At 78.2% G+C, this 15,199-nt stretch carries 15 protein-coding genes and 1 pseudogene; 11 read left to right on the forward strand and 5 right to left on the reverse strand.

The window, feature by feature from the left end; all coding sequences use genetic code 11:
- Positions 1-72: 72 nt before the first annotated feature.
- The 3 genes and pseudogenes from O7633_RS09930 to O7633_RS09940 all read right to left on the reverse strand — a co-directional run bounded on the left by O7633_RS09930 (position 73) and on the right by O7633_RS09940 (position 3,094).
- A complete protein-coding gene (locus tag O7633_RS09930; protein WP_348776326.1) occupies positions 73-1,686 on the reverse strand; it encodes a DNA polymerase Y family protein in 1,614 nt (537 codons plus the stop codon).
- Positions 1,687-1,817: 131 nt separating this feature from the next.
- Positions 1,818-2,558 (reverse strand): annotated as a pseudogene (locus O7633_RS09935) (hypothetical protein); the annotation flags it as partial.
- Between the two features lie 86 nt (positions 2,559-2,644).
- The gene (locus O7633_RS09940; RefSeq protein ID WP_074474473.1) at positions 2,645-3,094 is read right to left on the reverse strand and encodes an SAV_6107 family HEPN domain-containing protein; all 450 of its coding nucleotides are present in this window, start codon (positions 3,092-3,094) and stop codon (positions 2,645-2,647) included.
- Between the two features lie 421 nt (positions 3,095-3,515).
- Between O7633_RS09940 and O7633_RS09945 the strand changes: the two genes are divergently transcribed.
- The 10 genes from O7633_RS09945 to crtI all read left to right on the forward strand — a co-directional run bounded on the left by O7633_RS09945 (position 3,516) and on the right by crtI (position 12,701).
- Complete coding sequence (locus O7633_RS09945; RefSeq protein WP_219824940.1) at positions 3,516-4,499, forward strand: EamA family transporter; 984 nt, start codon at positions 3,516-3,518, stop codon at positions 4,497-4,499.
- A gap of 104 nt (positions 4,500-4,603) precedes the next feature.
- On the forward strand, positions 4,604-6,004 hold the full coding sequence (locus tag O7633_RS09950) for a ferredoxin reductase family protein (RefSeq protein ID WP_282327484.1): 1,401 nt from the start codon (positions 4,604-4,606) through the stop codon (positions 6,002-6,004).
- 20 nt (positions 6,005-6,024) lie between these two features.
- Positions 6,025-6,501 carry an FMN-binding protein gene (locus O7633_RS09955; RefSeq protein WP_282327486.1) on the forward strand — a complete coding sequence of 159 codons (477 nt, stop codon included), beginning with the start codon at positions 6,025-6,027 and terminating at the stop codon, positions 6,499-6,501.
- Between the two features lie 17 nt (positions 6,502-6,518).
- Positions 6,519-7,331 carry an FAD:protein FMN transferase gene (locus O7633_RS09960; RefSeq protein ID WP_278128211.1) on the forward strand — a complete coding sequence of 271 codons (813 nt, stop codon included), beginning with the start codon at positions 6,519-6,521 and terminating at the stop codon, positions 7,329-7,331.
- Between the two features lie 65 nt (positions 7,332-7,396).
- Positions 7,397-7,885, forward strand: coding sequence for a YbaK/EbsC family protein (locus O7633_RS09965; protein ID WP_074474476.1), 489 nt, complete (start codon positions 7,397-7,399; stop codon positions 7,883-7,885).
- Positions 7,882-8,619 (forward strand): monooxygenase, encoded by a 738-nt coding sequence (locus O7633_RS09970; RefSeq protein WP_278128213.1) that lies wholly within the window; start codon positions 7,882-7,884, stop codon positions 8,617-8,619. The genes O7633_RS09965 and O7633_RS09970 overlap by 4 nt, the downstream gene beginning before the upstream one ends.
- The gene (locus O7633_RS09975) at positions 8,616-9,236 is read left to right on the forward strand and encodes a GNAT family N-acetyltransferase (RefSeq protein ID WP_282327488.1); all 621 of its coding nucleotides are present in this window, start codon (positions 8,616-8,618) and stop codon (positions 9,234-9,236) included. The genes O7633_RS09970 and O7633_RS09975 overlap by 4 nt, the downstream gene beginning before the upstream one ends.
- Positions 9,233-10,075, forward strand: coding sequence for a carotenoid biosynthesis protein (locus tag O7633_RS09980; protein WP_282327490.1), 843 nt, complete (start codon positions 9,233-9,235; stop codon positions 10,073-10,075). The genes O7633_RS09975 and O7633_RS09980 overlap by 4 nt, the downstream gene beginning before the upstream one ends.
- Complete coding sequence (locus tag O7633_RS09985) at positions 10,072-11,199, forward strand: glycosyltransferase (protein WP_282327492.1); 1,128 nt, start codon at positions 10,072-10,074, stop codon at positions 11,197-11,199. The genes O7633_RS09980 and O7633_RS09985 overlap by 4 nt, the downstream gene beginning before the upstream one ends.
- A gap of 11 nt (positions 11,200-11,210) precedes the next feature.
- A complete protein-coding gene (gene crtI, locus O7633_RS09990) occupies positions 11,211-12,701 on the forward strand; it encodes a phytoene desaturase family protein (protein ID WP_282327494.1) in 1,491 nt (496 codons plus the stop codon).
- A 97-nt stretch (positions 12,702-12,798) separates the two neighbouring features.
- On the opposite strand, the gene O7633_RS09995 is transcribed toward crtI, so the two are convergent.
- Both O7633_RS09995 and metF read right to left on the reverse strand, forming a co-directional pair.
- Entirely contained in the window at positions 12,799-13,488 is a 690-nt protein-coding gene (locus O7633_RS09995; RefSeq protein ID WP_278128218.1) for a CDP-alcohol phosphatidyltransferase family protein, read from the reverse strand.
- Between the two features lie 43 nt (positions 13,489-13,531).
- Positions 13,532-14,449, reverse strand: coding sequence for a methylenetetrahydrofolate reductase [NAD(P)H] (gene metF, locus O7633_RS10000; protein ID WP_074474483.1), 918 nt, complete (start codon positions 14,447-14,449; stop codon positions 13,532-13,534).
- A gap of 284 nt (positions 14,450-14,733) precedes the next feature.
- Between metF and O7633_RS10005 the strand changes: the two genes are divergently transcribed.
- A complete protein-coding gene (locus O7633_RS10005) occupies positions 14,734-15,147 on the forward strand; it encodes a helix-turn-helix domain-containing protein (RefSeq protein ID WP_278128222.1) in 414 nt (137 codons plus the stop codon).
- Positions 15,148-15,199 lie beyond the last annotated feature (52 nt).

The following is a 15,199-nucleotide window of genomic DNA, read 5'->3' on the forward strand; positions in this document are numbered from 1 at the left end:
GAGATCTTGGAAGTTTCCGGCCCCTGGAGGGTCCACGAACTTCCAAGATCCGCAGCAGGGAGACTCCGACGGTCAGTCATAGATCGCCTCCACCAGCCACCGGCCGGACTCGACCGCCAGCAGGAGGGCCGCCCCGTCGGCCAGGCACACCTGGAACCGGGCACGGCGGCGGGACTCCGCCGGGGACCACCAGCGCTCGTCCACCGGCCACGGGCCGGCCCAGCCGACGATCTCCACCGGCCGGGCCGCGCCGACGGCCAGCCGCGCCGGGGCGGCGGTGAGCTGGAGCCGCGCGCTGACCCCGACCGGCTCGCCGGCCGCGTCGTGGACGGTCGCCGCGAGCGGGGCGGGCAGCACCACGGCCGGCGAGGGCGGCGGCAGCCGACCCGGCCACGGCGGCGACGCGCCCCGCCCCGGCAAGGCCGCCCCGCCCCGGGCAGGGCCGGTCGGCTCGCCGGGGCGGGCGGGCAGCCGCTCGTCGCCCCACGGCACCAGCCGCACCTGGTCGCCCGGTGACCGGCCGCCGCCGAGGACCGCGGTGACCACCGCCTCGGGGCCGAGGAGGCCCTGCACCCGGCTCAGCGCCCGGTGCGCCCGCTCGCGTTCCTCGCCCGTCTCCCCCCACAGCCCGGGTTGCAGGTCGGCCCGGGCGAGCACCCCGTCGGGCACCAGGCGCAGCCGGATGATCCCCGCCGTCGGGCGGGTCGGGCGGGCGCCGGGGCGGCCGGCGCTGCCGGTGAGCCAGCCGTCGAGCTGCCACCGCACCCGGTCGGCGATGGCCGCCGCGGTGAGCAGCCCGTCGTGCCGCCACACGCGGTGCAGCTCCTGGCCGTGGGCGGTGACCGCCTCGATGCCCAGCCGGGTGCAGGCCAGCCCGTGCGCGGCGAGCCGGTCGTGCAGCCGCTCGGCCAGCGCACGGGCGGCGAAGGCGGCGGCGTCGACCCGGTCGACGGGCTCGTCGTGGTCGGCGGTGACGGCCAGGTCCACCGGGGGCCGGCGGACGGCCAACGGCCGGTGGTCCCGGCCGGCAGCGAGCCGGTGGGCCAGCGCGCCGTCGAACCCGAACCGGGCCAGCACGTCCCCGGCCGGCAGCGCGGCGAAGCCCCCCAGGGTGCGTACGCCGAGCCGGCGCAGCAGGTCGGCCAGGGCCGGCCGGCCGAGCGCCTCCACCGGCAGGTCGGCCAGGAAGCCGGGGGTGCCGCCGGGGGGCACCACCTGCCCGGCACGGGCCGCCAGGCCGGCGGCGAACACCCCGTCGGCGATGCCCACCTGGCTCTCCACCGCACAGGTCTGGGCGACGTGCTCGATGATCCGCTCGGCGGCCGCCTCCTCGCCGCCCAGGTAGCGGGCCGGGCCCCGGGCGGCCAGCGCGCAGGTGCCGGGGCGCACCACCTCGACGCCGGCGGCCAGCTCCTCGACGGCGGCGACCACCGGCTCGAAGGCCCGGGCGTCCCGCCCCGGGTCGTGGTCGACGACGGTCAGCCGGGGGCAGCGCGCCTGCGCCTCCCGCTTGCGCAGGCCCCGGCGGACGCCCTCGGCGCGGGCCGCCTCGGAGCAGGCGACCACCCGGTTGGCGTGCAGCACGGCCACCGCCCCGGTGGCCGGCACCCCGTCGACGATCTCGGCGGCGAGCACCGGCCAGTCGGGACACCAGAGCAGCAGCGTCCGCACCGGCGCACCGGTCACGCGGGACCGACCACGGTGAGCGCGCCACGGCGGGGCGGTGCGCCCGCCGACGAGGACGGGACGCCCGACGAGGACGGGACAGCCGACGAGGACGGGACGCCCGACGGAGGCGGCGGCGGGGCGACCGACGGCAGCGACGGCGGAACGGGGCGGAGCCGGCCGGCGGCCGAGCGGCCGGTGGCGGAGACGCCCGGCGCGACGGGCGGGCAGGGGACGACCCGGGTCAGCGCGTCACCGGGGAGCCAGACCTTGATCTCCTTGGGCCGGGCCGCCGCGCCCCGCCCCCGGGCACAGATGGTGACCTCGCGCCGCCGCAGCCGGCCCCGGCCCTGGCCCAGCCCCTCCCAGACGCCCCGGACCACCTGCAACGTGACGTCCGCGCCGTCCCACCGGCCGTACGGGACGAGCACGCTGCCGCGCTGCCGCGCCCGGGCGGCCAGCCGGCTGGCCACGGAGGCGGAGACGGTGGCCGGCACGGCGGCGACCACCACGTCCACCCCGTCGATCAGGGCGGCGACGACGGTCGGCCAGTCGGGCCCGGGCTGCGGCACCAGGGCGAGCCGGTCCAGGGCGATGCCGGCCTCGGCCGCCGCCCCCGCGCCGAAGGTCGGCACCCCCACCACGGCGCACCACGAGCCGGCCCGGGACGCCTCGGCGAGCAGCGCCAGCACCAGGGAGGTGCCGCCGCTGCGCCGGGGCTGGCCGGCGGCGACCGCGATCGTGCTGCCCCGGCGCAGCCCCCGGCTGGGCAGCAGGCCGGTCAGCTCGGCGGCCACCGGCAGTGTCCGGTGCGCCCCGGCCGGGTCCGGCGCGCTCGCCGGACGGACCAGGCCGGCCAGTGCGGCGGAACCGACCACCATGCGGCCCGCCATCGGACCTACCCCCTGTCGTGCCTCGCCCGTCGTTGCCGAAGTGCCGAAGTGCTGTGCCAAAGTGCTGTGCTGGGTGGGTGTCGCGGTCAGGCGGCGAGGCCGTCGAGCTCCGGCTGGTGGGCCAGCCCGAGGGAGGTCTCCACCACCGTCACGAACTGCTCGGCCGCCCGCAGCAGGTCGTCGGCCTGCCGGGCGCTCACCACCCGGGGGATGCCGGCCTCGGCGGCGGCGCGCTTGCCCGCGCCGGCGGCGAAGTAGGCGGCCCACTCGTCCAGCTCGGGGGCGACCGTGCAGAGCAGGACCCAGACGCTCGTGATGCGGTGTCGCCGGGCCGGCGCGGGGCGGGCGCGGGCGGCGAGCACGGCCGCGGCGGCGCGGAGGGCGGCGAGGTGGGCCGCGGCGTAGCGCAGGCCGTCGGGGCGGGTGCGGGCGGCCTCCGCCAGCCCGTGCCGGGCCACCGCGAGGAGCTGGGCCGGGGTGCGGTTCGGCAGCACGTGCGCCGGCACCGTCGGTGGCTGGGCCGAGTTGGTCGGCATGGGCTGTCTCCTCCACGTGGCCGGGGCCGGGCACGGCGGCCGGGGCCGCCGGCACGGGCCGGGTCGGGTGGTGCGGAGGAAGACGCACCGGGTGGGGCCGGCCGGGTGTGGACGCTTCCCCACACCACACCCGGCCGGCGGCCGGCGGGTTCGTCGCCCGCCGCCCGGGGGTCGTGGGCGGCGGGCGACGCTCCTGCCTGACGGGCCCGGACTCGCGACTGCCCGGGACCCAGGTGCGGCCCGCGGAGCCGCACCGCCCGGGGCCGGCGCCGCGAAACACCACCCCGGGTGGTTGGAACGAACGTTCGAGGCAATCGAACACTCGTTCTAACTACTGCTGACAGTACACCCCGCGCCCGACGAAAACGCAACGTGTGGCAGGCCGGCGTGCCGAAACAGACGGCGACGCTAGCCTCTGCTGGTGACGACTCCCCGCCCCGCCCTCGGTGTCGCCATGGTGCTCGGCTCGGGAGCCCTGTTCGCCGTCAACGGCACGGTCTCCAAGCTGGTGCTCCGGGCCGGCCTGAACGCGCAGCAGCTCACCCTGCTGCGCGCCCTGGGCGCGGTCGTCGTCCTGCTGCTGCTCAGCGTCGCGCTGCGGCCGGGGGCGCGCCGGCTGCGGGTCACCCCCCGGCAGCTCCCGCTGCTGCTCGGGTACGGCCTGACCGGCTTCTTCCTGGTGCCGATGCTCTACTTCGTCGCCATCTCCCGGCTGCCGGTCGGGATCGGCCTGCTGTTCGAGTACTCCGCCCCGCTGCTGGTCGCCCTCTGGGCGCGGTTCGGCCAGCGGCACCGGGTCCGCCCCCGGCTCTGGGTCGGCCTGGCGCTGAGCCTCGTCGGGCTGGGCTGCGTGGCCGAGGTGTGGGGCGGGCTGCGCCTGGACGGCCTGGGCGTGCTCGCCGGGGTGGGCGCGGCGGTCTTCCTGGCCGGCTACTACGTGCTCGGGGCGCGGGGCGTGCAGGGCCGGGACACCCTGTCGCTGTGCACCTGGGCGTTCGGCGGCTCCGCGGTGGCCGGGCTGCTCACCCGGGCGGTCACCGCCGGCGCCGGGGGCTGGGAGCCGCTGACCGGCCGCGCCGGGGGCGTGCCGGTCGCCCTGCTCTGCGCGTACGTGGTGGTGCTCGGCTCGGTCGTGCCGTACCTGCTGGTGGCCGGCGCGATGCGGCACCTGCCCGCGACCAGCGTCGGGATCGTCGGCATGGTGGAGCCGGTGCTCGCCGCCGCGGTCGCCTGGGTCGTCATCGGCGCGGGCGAGACGCTCAACGCCGCCCAGCTCGGCGGCGGCGCGCTGGTGCTGCTCGGGGTGGCGCTGGCCGAGACGGCCCGGTCGGCCCCGCCCGGACGGCAGACCGTGCCGCCCGCGCCCGACGCCGTGGTCACCGGCGCGCCCGCCGCCGGCCGCTGACCGCCGCGACTCCCAGGACGCGCACAGGCTTCGCAAAGGACCGGTCGAGGTCACCGCCGCAGGGTGGGGACCATGAACGTCAGCCGTACCGAAACGATCGTCGGATGAGCGCCGCCGTCGCCGGGCGACCGGCCCCGGCCCGGCTCGTCCCGCCGGGGGCGCCCGGCTGGTGGGCCGACGCGGCGGGCGTCGCCGCCGTGCTCAGCCTGCTCGTGGTCACCGCCCTCTGGACGGCCGACCGGGGCGTGCAGGAGCTGCTGTCCGGGGTGGCCGGCGGCCTCACCTCCGCCGGCCGGCTCACCGGCCTGCTCAGCGCCGACCTGATGCTGATCCAGGTGGTCCTGATGGCCCGGGTGCCGCTGGTCGAGCGGCGCTTCGGCCAGGACCGGATCGCCCGCTGGCACCGGCTCGCCGGCTTCGCCTCGTTCCACCTGCTGCTGGCCCACGTGGCGCTGACCACCATCGGGTACGCCGGCACCGCCCGCGAGGACGTCGTCACGCAGTCCTGGCTGCTGGTCACCGGCTACCCGGGGATGCTGCTGGCCACCGCCGCGCTGGGCCTGCTGGTGCTGGTGGTGGCCACCTCGGTGCGGGCGGCCCGCCGCCGGCTGCGCTACGAGTCCTGGCACCTGCTGCACCTGTACGCGTACCTGGGGATCGCGCTGGCCCTGCCGCACCAGCTCTGGACCGGCGCGGACTTCGTCGCCGCCCCCGCCGCGCGGGCGTACTGGTGGACGGTCTACCTGCTGGCGCTGGGCAGCGTGCTGGTGTTCCGGCTCGGGCTGCCGGCGTGGCGCTCCCTGCGGCACCGGGTCGAGGTGGCGGCGGTGGTGCCCGAGGCGCCGGGGGTGACCTCGGTGTGGCTGCGCGGGCGCGACCTGCACCGGCTGCCCGTGCGGGCGGGGCAGTTCTTCTCCTGGCGGTTCCTCGACGGCCCCGGCTGGTCCCGGGCCCACCCGTACTCGCTGTCGGCGCCCCCGGCGGGGGACCTGATGCGGATCACCGTGAAGGACCTCGGCGACGGCAGCGCCCGGGTGGCCGCCCTGCGCCCCGGCACCCGGGTGCTGCTGGAGGGCCCGTACGGGCGGCTGACCGGGGAGCACTGGCGCGGCGGCGGGATCACCCTGTTCGCCTGCGGGGTCGGCGTCACCCCGCTGGTGGCGCTGCTGTGGGAGCTGCCGTACGCACCGGGGCAGGCGGTGCTGCTCTACCGCGCGCGTACCGGGGAGGAGATCGCCTTCCGCGCGGAGCTGGACCGGCTCGCGGCCGAGCGCGGGGTGGTGGTGCACCACCTGGTCGGCCCGCGCGCCGGGCGACCCGCCTGGCTGCCCGCGTACGCGGAGGGGACGCCGGACGCCGAGGCGCTGCGCCGGCTCTCCCCCGACATCGCCGACCACGACGTCTTCCTCTGCGGCCCGGACGGCTGGGTCGACGCGGCGCGGGCCGCGACCCGCGCCGCCGGGGTGCCCGACGAGCACACCCACCACGAACGTTTTGCCTGGTGACAGGCGCGAAGGGGGTTTCCATGCGACGGATCACCGTGTGGCTGCTGTCCACCGTGGCGGCGCTGGTGCTGCTGTTCAGCTACAAGACCAGCACGATGGGGGTGGGCGGGGAGAGCAGCGCGATCGCCGCCGGCACGGGCGGCGACGCCGGCACCGGCCCGGCCGGCACCGACACCGGCCCGTCGGGCACCGACGCCGACACCGGCTCGTCCGGCACCGACGCCGGGCGGTACGACGGGTCGGTGGCGCAGACCCGGTGGGGGCCGGTGCAGGTCCGGATCACCGTCTCCGGCGGGAAGATCACCGACGTCACCACGCTCCGGGTGCCCGACGGCAACCACCGGGACCAGCAGATCAACGACTACGCGGTGCCGATCCTGCGGCAGTCGGCCCTGGCCGCGCAGAGCGCCGACATCGACACGGTCTCCGGGGCCACCGTCACCAGCGACGGCTACCGGGAGTCCCTCCAGGCCGCCATCGACGCGGCCCACCTGTGAGCGGGAAGGTGAACACGATGGCCACGACCACCGAGCCGGGCCGGCGGGCCTGGGTGGAACAGGTGATGGGACTGCCGGTGAGCGTGCACCTGCGCGGGCCCGGGGTGCGCGACGCCGCCGTCGCCGCCCGGGTGGAGGCGTTCTTCGCCGAGCTGCGGGCGGCCGACGACACGTTCAGCACGTACCGGCCGGACAGCGTCCTCGGCCGGCTCGACGGCCGGTCGCCCGACCCGGCCACCGCCGAACCGGCGGTGCGGGAGGTCGTCGAGCTGTGCGAGCGGGCCCGGCTGCGCACCGACGGCCGGTTCGACGCCCGGCGGCTGCCGCTGCCGCGCGGCGGCGTCGGCTTCGACCCGTCCGGGCTGGTCAAGGGCTGGGCGGTCGCGCGGGCCGCCCGGTGGCTGACCGACCTGCCCGACCACGACGTGTGCCTCAACGCCGGGGGCGACGTGCTGCTGCGCGCCGCGCCCGACCGACCGGCGTGGCGGGTCGGCGTCGAGGACCCGCAGCGCCCCGGGCACCTGCTCGACGTGCTGGAGCGGGCGTCCGGCGCGGTCGCCACCTCCGGCACCGCCCGGCGCGGCACGCACATCACCGACCCGCGCGCCGGCCGGCCCGCCGGGGCCGTCCGGGCGGTCACCGTGGTCGGCCCCGACCTGCTCTGGGCCGACGTGTACGCCACGGCGGCCGTCGCCGGGGGCCCGGACACCCTGGACTGGCTGGCCACCCTCGACGGGTACGCCGCCCTGCTGGTGACCGCCGACGGCCGGATCCGGGCCACCCCCGGCTGGCCGGGGACCCGGCCGACGGCGTGGGCCGCCGCGGCGTAGCCGGCCGGCGGGGGCGCGGGTGGGTGGGTGCGCCGGGCCCGGCGGGGGCGGGGAGAATGGGCGGCATGCAGCCACACCCGAACGTGCGGGCCGTGCAGGAGGCCCTCGACGCCGCGGGCGCGCGGGACGGCTCCGGCCGGCCCAGCGAGGTCCGCCTGCTGCCCGAGGCGGTGCACACCGCCGCCGCGGCGGCCGACGCGCTCGGCGTCGCCGTCGGCGCCATCGCGAACTCGCTCGTCTTCGACGCCGACGGCGCGCCGCTGCTGGTGCTCACCTCCGGCGCGCACCGGGTGGACGCCGCCGGCCTGGCCGCGCACCTCGGGTTCACCCACCTGCGCCGGGCCACCCCCGAGTTCGTCCGCGCGCACACCGGCCAGCCGATCGGCGGGGTCGCCCCGCTCGGCCACCCCGGGCCGCTGCGCACCCTCGTCGACGTGGCCCTGGCGGGCCACGACGAGGTCTGGGCGGCCGGCGGGGTGCCCCAGGCGGTCTTCCCCACGACGTACGCGGAGCTGCTGCGGATCACCGCCGGCACCGCGACCGAGGTGGCGTGAGCGGCGTCCCCGAGCTGGTCACCCTGCACGTCTGGCGGATCGGGCGGGCGGCCCTGCCCGGCGCGCTGGGCCGGATGGCGACGCACCCGGCCCGGCTGCGCCGCACCCCCGGGGTCCGGTTCGGCAAGCTGCTCGGCACCGGGACGGGCACCGGCTTCGGCCCCGGCGACGCCGACCCGACCCGCTGGGCGGCCCTCGCCGTCTGGGACCGCGCGGCCGACGCCGCCGGCTTCGACGCCTCGCCGGTGGGCCGCTCCTGGGCCCGCGTCGCCCGCTCGGCGGCGCGGGTCGACCTGCGCCCGCTGACCAGCCGGGGCGAGTGGTCCGGGCGGCGGCCCTTCGGCGAGCCGTCCGGCGGCCGGGTCGCCGGCCCGGTGCTGGCGCTGACCCGGGCCCGGCTGCGGGCCCGCCGGGCGGCCACCTTCTGGCGGGCCGTCCCGCCGGTGGCCGCCGCCCTGCACGCCGCGCCCGGCCTGCTGGCCCGGTTCGGCGTCGGCGAGGCCCCGCTGGGCTGGCAGGGCACGGTCAGCGTGTGGCGCGATCCGGCGGACCTCGTCGCGTTCGCGTACCGTCACCCCGAGCACCGCGCCGCCATCGCGCGCACCCCCACCGAGGGGTGGTACGCGGAGGAGCTCTTCGCGCGGTTCGAGGTGCGCGACGTGGTCGGCGACCGGGCGGTGCTGGGGTGGGTCGCCGACGGCGACGCGGCAACGGCGAAGGATGGACGGGCATGAGGTTGGTGCGCTGGACGCCGGACGACCTGGTCCGACGGCTGGACGACGTGGTGGCCGTCTACGGCGAGGCGATGAACTACCGGGCCGACCTGCTGGAGGCGCGGCGCGGCTACATCGCCACCCACGTGCGCCGCCCCGGCTTCCGCGCCGTGGCCAGCCTCACCTCGGAGGGGCACCTGGCCGGCTTCGGCTACGGCTATCTCGGCACGCCCGGCCAGTGGTGGCACGACCAGGTGCACCGGGCGCTGACCGCCGGAGCCCGGCGGCGCTGGCTCACCGACTGCTTCGAGGTGGTCGAGTTGCACGTCCGGCCGCCCGCCCAGGGGCACCGCCTGGGCACCCGGCAGCTCACCGCGCTGCTCACCATGGCGCCGGGCGGCACCACCCTGCTCTCCACGCCCGAGGCCGACGAGCAGCGGTCCCGGGCCTGGCGGCTGTACCGCCGGTTCGGCTTCGTCGACGTGCTGCGCCACTTCCACTTCCCCGGCGACGAGCGCCCGTTCGGCATCCTCGGCCGGGACCTCCCGCTCACCCCGGCCGGCCCGGCCGCCGCCGACCGGGCCGGTTCCGGCGCCCCCGCGCAGGCCGGCCCGGCACCGGGACCGGCCGCGCCGTGACCCGGACCGGCCTCCGGCCGCTGCTGCCCTGGGTGGGGCTGGGCGCGCTGGTCCTGGCCCAGATCTGCTATCCGCTCACCGCCGACGCCACCCGGGCCGGGCTGACCGTGGCCACCGTCGTGCTCGGCTACGCCCTCTCGGTCGGCCACGCGCTGCTGACCCGGGGGCCCCGCGCGGCGGCGGCGCTGGTCGCGGTGGCCACCGGGGGCGGCTTCGCCATCGAGGCGCTCGGGGTGGCCACCGGCTTCCCGTTCGGCAGCTACGACTACTCCGGCGAGCTGGGCCCGAAGCTGGCCGGGGTGCCGCTGGTCATCCCCCTGGCCTGGACCTGGATGGCCTGGCCCGCGTGGCTCACGGCGGCCCGGCTCGTCGCCCCCGGCGTCGCCCGGGTGGCCCTCGCCGCCGTCGGGCTCGCCGCGTGGGACCTGTTCCTCGACCCGCAGATGGTCGCCGAGGGCTACTGGGTGTGGCGGGACGCCACCCCCGCGCTGCCCGGCCTGCCCGGCGTGCCCGTCAGCAACTACCTCGGCTGGCTGCTGTTCGCGGTGCTGCTGATGGCGGCGCTGCGCCCGCTGGCCGGGCCGGCCGTCGACCGGGCCGGCCCCGGCGACGCCCCGATGTTCGCGCTCTACCTGTGGACGTACGCCTCCAGCGTCCTGGCGCACGCGGTGTTCCTCGGCCTGCCCGCGTCGGCGGCGTGGGGCGCGGCCGGCATGGCGGTCGCCGCCGTCCCGCTGGCCCTGGCGCTGGGCCGCGACCGCCGACCGGACCGGCAGGACCGCGACCGCCGGCAGGACCGGCAGCCCCAGCAGGGCCCGCCCGCCGACGCGACCGCATGACCGGCGTCCTGCTGCTGCTCGCCGCCGTCGCCGCGCTCACCGCGCACACCTGGGTCAACGCGACCCGGTGGCTGCGCCGCCCGGCCGGCGGGCCCGTCGAGGTCGCCGAGGCCGTCGCGGTGCTGCTGCCGCTGCGCGACGAGGCCGACCGGGTCACCCCGTGCCTCCAGGCGCTGCTCGCCCAGCGCGGCGTGCCCGGGCTGCGCATCGTGGTGCTCGACGACGGCTCCACCGACGACACCGCCGACGTGGTCCGCGCCGTCGCCGGCGGCGACGACCGGGTCACCCTGCTCACCGGCGTCGCCCCGCCGCCGGGCTGGCTGGGCAAGCCGCACGCCTGCCACCAGCTCGCCACCCGCGCCGACCCGGCCGCCACCGCGCTGGCCTTCGTCGACGCCGACGTCGTCCTCGCCCCGTACGCGGTGGCGGCGGCCGTCGCCGAGCTGCGCGCCGCGCGGGCGACGCTGCTGTCGCCGTACCCGCAGATCGTGACCCGGACCCCGGCGGACCGGCTGGTGCAGCCGCTGTTGCAGTGGCTGTGGCTGACCTTCCTGCCGCTGCGGGCGATGGAGCGCTCGCCGCGGCCGTCGCTGGCGGCGGCCGGCGGGCAGTTCCTCGTGGTCGACCGGGCCGGCTACGCGGCGGCGGGCGGCCACGCCGCCGTGGCCGACCGGGTGCTGGAGGACATCGAGCTGGCCCGCGCGGTCAAGCGCTCCGGCGGCCGGATCGCCCTGGCCGACGGCTCCCGGCTGGCCACCTGCCGGATGTACGACGACTGGCCGCAGCTGCGCGACGGCTACACCAAGTCGCTGTGGGCCTCGTTCGGCCACCCGACGGCGGCGGCGGCCGTGCTGGCGGCCCTGCTGCTGCTCTACACGGCTCCCCCGCTGGTCGCGCTGGCCGCCCTGGTCGCGGGTGCCCCGGCGGTGGCGGCGGTGGCGGCGCTGGCCTGGCTGCTCGGGGTGGCCGGGCGGGCGGTCAGCGCCCGCGCCACCGGCGGCCGGTGGTGGCCCGACGCGCTCGGCCACCCCGTGTCGGTCGTGGTCCTCGGCTGGCTGACCGCGCGGTCGTACCATCTGCGGAAGCGGCGTCGCCTGTCCTGGCGGGGTCGCCCGGTCAGCTAGGAGGGCACGTCATGGCGCGGATCGTGGTCGTCGGTGCCGGGGTGGGTGGGCTGGCCACCGCCGCCCGGCTGGCCGCCACCGGGCACGAGGTGACCGTCTTCGAACAGGCCGGCACGGTCGGCGGCAAGCTCGGCCGGTACGTCCACGACACCCCGGCCGGCGCGTTCCACTTCGACACCGGGCCCAGCCTGCTCACCCTTCCGGAGGTCTTCCACGACCTGTTCGAGGCGACCGGCGCGAAGCTCGACGAGTATCTCGACCTGACCCCGCTGGACCCGATCGTCCGGCACGTCTTCCCCGGCGACGGGCCCGCCCTCGACTCCTGCGCCGACCCGGCCGAGTTCGCCGGCCGCGTCGGCGCGGCGTTCGGCGACCGGGCCGCCGCCGACTGGCAGCGGCTGTGGCGGCGCGCCGCCCGGGTCTGGGGCGCCTCGCAGCGCGACATCCTGCGCCGGCCCATCGACTCGCCGTTGGACCTGGCCGCGCTGGCCTGGCGGCTGGGCGACCTCGCCGCCATCGCCCCCGGGCGCACCCTGCGCGGGCTGGGCCGCCGGCACCTGGCCGACCCCCGGCTGCGGATGCTGCTGGACCGGTACGCCACCTACACCGGGGCCGACCCGCGCCGGGCCCCGGCGGCGCTGGTCGCCGTCCCGTACGCGGAGCTGGCGTTCGGCGGCTGGTACCTGCGCGGCGGCCTGGGCACCCTCGCCGACGCGCTGCTGACCCGCTGCCTGGACCTGGGCGTGGTCGTGCAGACCGGCACCGCGGTCACCCGGATCGACGCGGCGGGCGGCCGGGTCCACGGGGTACGCCTCGCCGGCGTCGCCGCGCCCGTGCCCGCCGACGTGGTGGTCGCCAACGTCGACGCGCTGACCCTCTACCGGGACCTGCTGCCCAGCCCGCGCCGGCTGGCCGGGCTGACCGACCGCAGCCTCGCCGGCTTCGTGCTGCTGCTCGGGGTGGCCGGCGAGAGCGGCCTGGCCCACCACAACGTGTTCTTCCCGCGCGACTACGACGCCGAGTTCGACGCGGTCTTCGGCCACCCCGGGCGGGGCGTGCGGGCCCGGCCGGCCTCCGACCCGACCGTCTTCGTCACCGTCGCCGACGACCCGGCGGTGCGCCCCGCCGGGCACGAGGCATGGTTCGTGCTGGTCAACGCGCCCCGCCACGGCACCGCCACGGGCGCGGTGGACTGGCGGCGGCCGGGCCTGGCCGACGCGTACGCCGACCGGGTCCTCGACGTGCTCGCCGAACGCGGCGTCGACGTGCGCGACCGGCTGGTGTTCCGGGAGGTCCGCACCCCGGCCGACCTGGACGCCGCCACGGGCGCGCCCGGCGGCGCGATCTACGGCACCGCGGGCGGGCTGCTGCGGCCGGCGAACCGGGGCCCGGCGGCCGGCCTGTGGCTGGTCGGCGGCTCCGCCCACCCGGGCGGCGGCCTGCCGATGGTCACCCTCTCCGCGCAGATCGTCGCCGACGCCATCGGCCCGGATTGGGGGTAAGGAGGGGCACCTTGTTAACGCATTCTGTAGAGCAGGGGCCCCTTCTTCACGCTCCGCTGCGGCGGGGCCGGGCGGCACGGCGGAGCGCTGCGCAGGGTCAGCCGGCCTCGATGAGGGCGCGGCGGACGGCGGCGAGCAACTGCCCCAGCCCGAAGCCGGCCAGCAGCACCCAGACGGCGGTGGCCATGGTGATCGTGCCGGCGGTCAGGTCCGGGTCGATCAGCCCGGCCAGGCCGGACAGCAGCAGCCCGACCAGGGCCACGCAGACCCGGGTGGGCCGCTCCCCCACGGTGACCGCGCCGATCTCCCGCATCCCGGCCGACACGGAGCGGGCCCGGACGTACTCGTGCAGCCAGGACAGCCCGCCGGCGGCGGCGACCAGCGCGCCCGGCGCGCCCACCAGCCAGAACGCGGCCAGCCAGGCGGCCTCGCCGAGCCGGTCGGCCACCGAGTCGTAGACGTAGCCGAGCCGGGTGGTGCGGTTGGTGGCCACCGCCACCGCGCCGTCGACGCTGTCGGCCACGGACGCGGCCAGCACGAACAGCGCGGCGAGCACCGGCCCGCTCACCGGCCGGACGGCGAACAGCGGCACGCAGAGGCAGAGCAGCACCCCCGCCACGGTGACGGCGGTCGGGGTGACCCGGAGCCGGCCCAGCACATAGCCGACGTGGTAGGCGAACCGCAGCCAGGCACGGACCACCGGGGCCGCCGCCCGGGGGTCGAACCCCCCGTGCAGCCGCGCCCACGCCGTCGCGTACTCGTCCCAGTTCAGCGAAGTGCCCACCACGGAACAACCGTCGCACCGGCGCTGTGGTGTCGCGCCACTGGGGTCACACCTGCGCGCCGACCTGCAACTGCTGCCAGACCTCGCGGGTCGCCGTGGACCGGTTGAGGGTGATGAAGTGGATGCCGGGCACGCCCTCGTCGAGCAGCCGCCGGCACATCTCGGCCGCCTGCTCGATGCCGAGCCGGCGGACCGCCTCCGGGTCGTCGGCCACCTCGGCGAAGCGCGCGGCCAGGGCCGGCGGGAACGGGGCCCCGGACAGCTGCACGGACCGCTCGATGGTGCTGAGCTGGGTGACCGGCATCACCCCGGCCAGGATCGGGGTGTCGCAGCCGGCCGCCGCCACCCGGTCCCGCAGCCGCAGGTAGTCGTCGGCGTCGAAGAACATCTGGGTGACCGCGAACTCCGCCCCGGCCCGGCACTTGCGCACGAAGTGCGCGGTGTCGCTGGCCACGTCGGGTGAGCGGGGGTGCTTGTAGGGGAAGGCGGCCACGCCGACGCTGAAGTCACCGGAGTCGCGCACCAGCCGCACCAGGTCCTCGGCGTAGAGCACCCCCTCGGGGTGGCGGACCCACTCGCCGCCCGGGTCGCCGGGCGGGTCGCCCCGCACGGCGAGCACGTTGCGCACCCCGACGCCGGCCAGCCGGCCGATGACGTTGCGCAGCTCGGCGACGGAGTGGTTGACGGCGGTGAGGTGCGCCATCGGCAGCAGGGTGGTCTCGGTGGCGATCCGCTCGGTCACCGCGACCGTGGTGTCCCGGGTCGACCCGCCGGCCCCGTAGGTGATCGAGACGAACGAGGGACGCAGCGGCTCCAGCTCGCGGATCGCCTGCCACAGCAGCCGCTCGCCCTGGGCTGTCTTGGGCGGGAAGAACTCGAACGAGAAGGTGGGCTGCCGGTCACGGATCAGCTCCCCGATCGCCGGCTGCGGGTTGGGGAGGACCGATGGTAGACCGAGAGCCATGGTCCGACTCTAGCGGCCGGGCGGCACCGCACCCAGGACCTTCCCACCTGACGCGACCGCCCCCGACCGCCACGCGGGACGGGCGCGAGACGACCTGGGGTAATCGCACGGACACGGCACGGAGTCGCGGCGCGGCGGCGGGCCGGGCGGAACGTCGTACCCCCGGGGTAGACAGGCGTAGCGCGGACGGGGCCCGCGCGGGGGTCAGCACCGACCGGCGGCGCGCCGGTCCCGCCTGGTGCGCGGGTCGACGCCGCCCTCGCGCCGACCCTGCCGGAGGACCCATGACGCCGCCCACGCCACCCGGCCCGGAGCCGCTCGGGCCGTTGCTCGCCCGGCTCCGGCGGGCCCGGGGCCGCAGCCAGCAGGCCCTCGCCGCCGAGCTGTGCGCCGCCTCGGGCGTGCCCACGCTGAGCCGGCACGAGGTGTCCCGCTGGGAGCGGCAGCTCCGGGTGCCGGGAGGCTTCTGGCTGGGCTGGCTGGCCGTGGTCCTGGCCGTGCCGGCGGAGCTGCTGGCCGACGCCGCCGGGCACGCCCGGCACGCGCGCCGGGCGCTGCCGGCCGCCCCGGCACGCCCACCGGCCGGCGGCCCGACGCCCCGCGCCGGCCTGCGGCCGACGGGCCCGGAGCGGCTGCGCCCGCCCCGGCACGCCACCCGCCCCGCCCGGCGGCGCAGCCGGCCCGACCGGCCCGCCTGACGCCCTGCCGCCGCTGACTCGCCACTGACGCCACTGACGCCGAACGGTCGAG

The organism is Micromonospora sp. WMMD712, assembly GCF_029581295.1.
In the GTDB taxonomy this organism is placed as follows: Bacteria; Actinomycetota; Actinomycetes; order Mycobacteriales; family Micromonosporaceae; genus Micromonospora; species Micromonospora carbonacea.

Bases quoted from the DNA above. Each gene is read 5' to 3' on its own strand.
- O7633_RS09940 (WP_074474473.1), bottom strand. From the start codon at position 3,094: ATGCCGACCAACTCGGCCCAGCCACCGACGGTGCCGGCGCACGTGCTG.
- O7633_RS09950 (WP_282327484.1), top strand. From the start codon at position 4,604: ATGAGCGCCGCCGTCGCCGGGCGACCGGCCCCGGCCCGGCTCGTCCCG.
- O7633_RS09955 (WP_282327486.1), top strand. From the start codon at position 6,025: ATGCGACGGATCACCGTGTGGCTGCTGTCCACCGTGGCGGCGCTGGTG.
- O7633_RS09960 (WP_278128211.1), top strand. From the start codon at position 6,519: ATGGCCACGACCACCGAGCCGGGCCGGCGGGCCTGGGTGGAACAGGTG.
- O7633_RS09965 (WP_074474476.1), top strand. From the start codon at position 7,397: ATGCAGCCACACCCGAACGTGCGGGCCGTGCAGGAGGCCCTCGACGCC.
- O7633_RS09975 (WP_282327488.1), top strand. From the start codon at position 8,616: ATGAGGTTGGTGCGCTGGACGCCGGACGACCTGGTCCGACGGCTGGAC.
- O7633_RS09985 (WP_282327492.1), top strand. From the start codon at position 10,072: ATGACCGGCGTCCTGCTGCTGCTCGCCGCCGTCGCCGCGCTCACCGCG.
- crtI (WP_282327494.1), top strand. From the start codon at position 11,211: ATGGCGCGGATCGTGGTCGTCGGTGCCGGGGTGGGTGGGCTGGCCACC.
- metF (WP_074474483.1), bottom strand. From the start codon at position 14,449: ATGGCTCTCGGTCTACCATCGGTCCTCCCCAACCCGCAGCCGGCGATC.
- O7633_RS10005 (WP_278128222.1), top strand. From the start codon at position 14,734: ATGACGCCGCCCACGCCACCCGGCCCGGAGCCGCTCGGGCCGTTGCTC.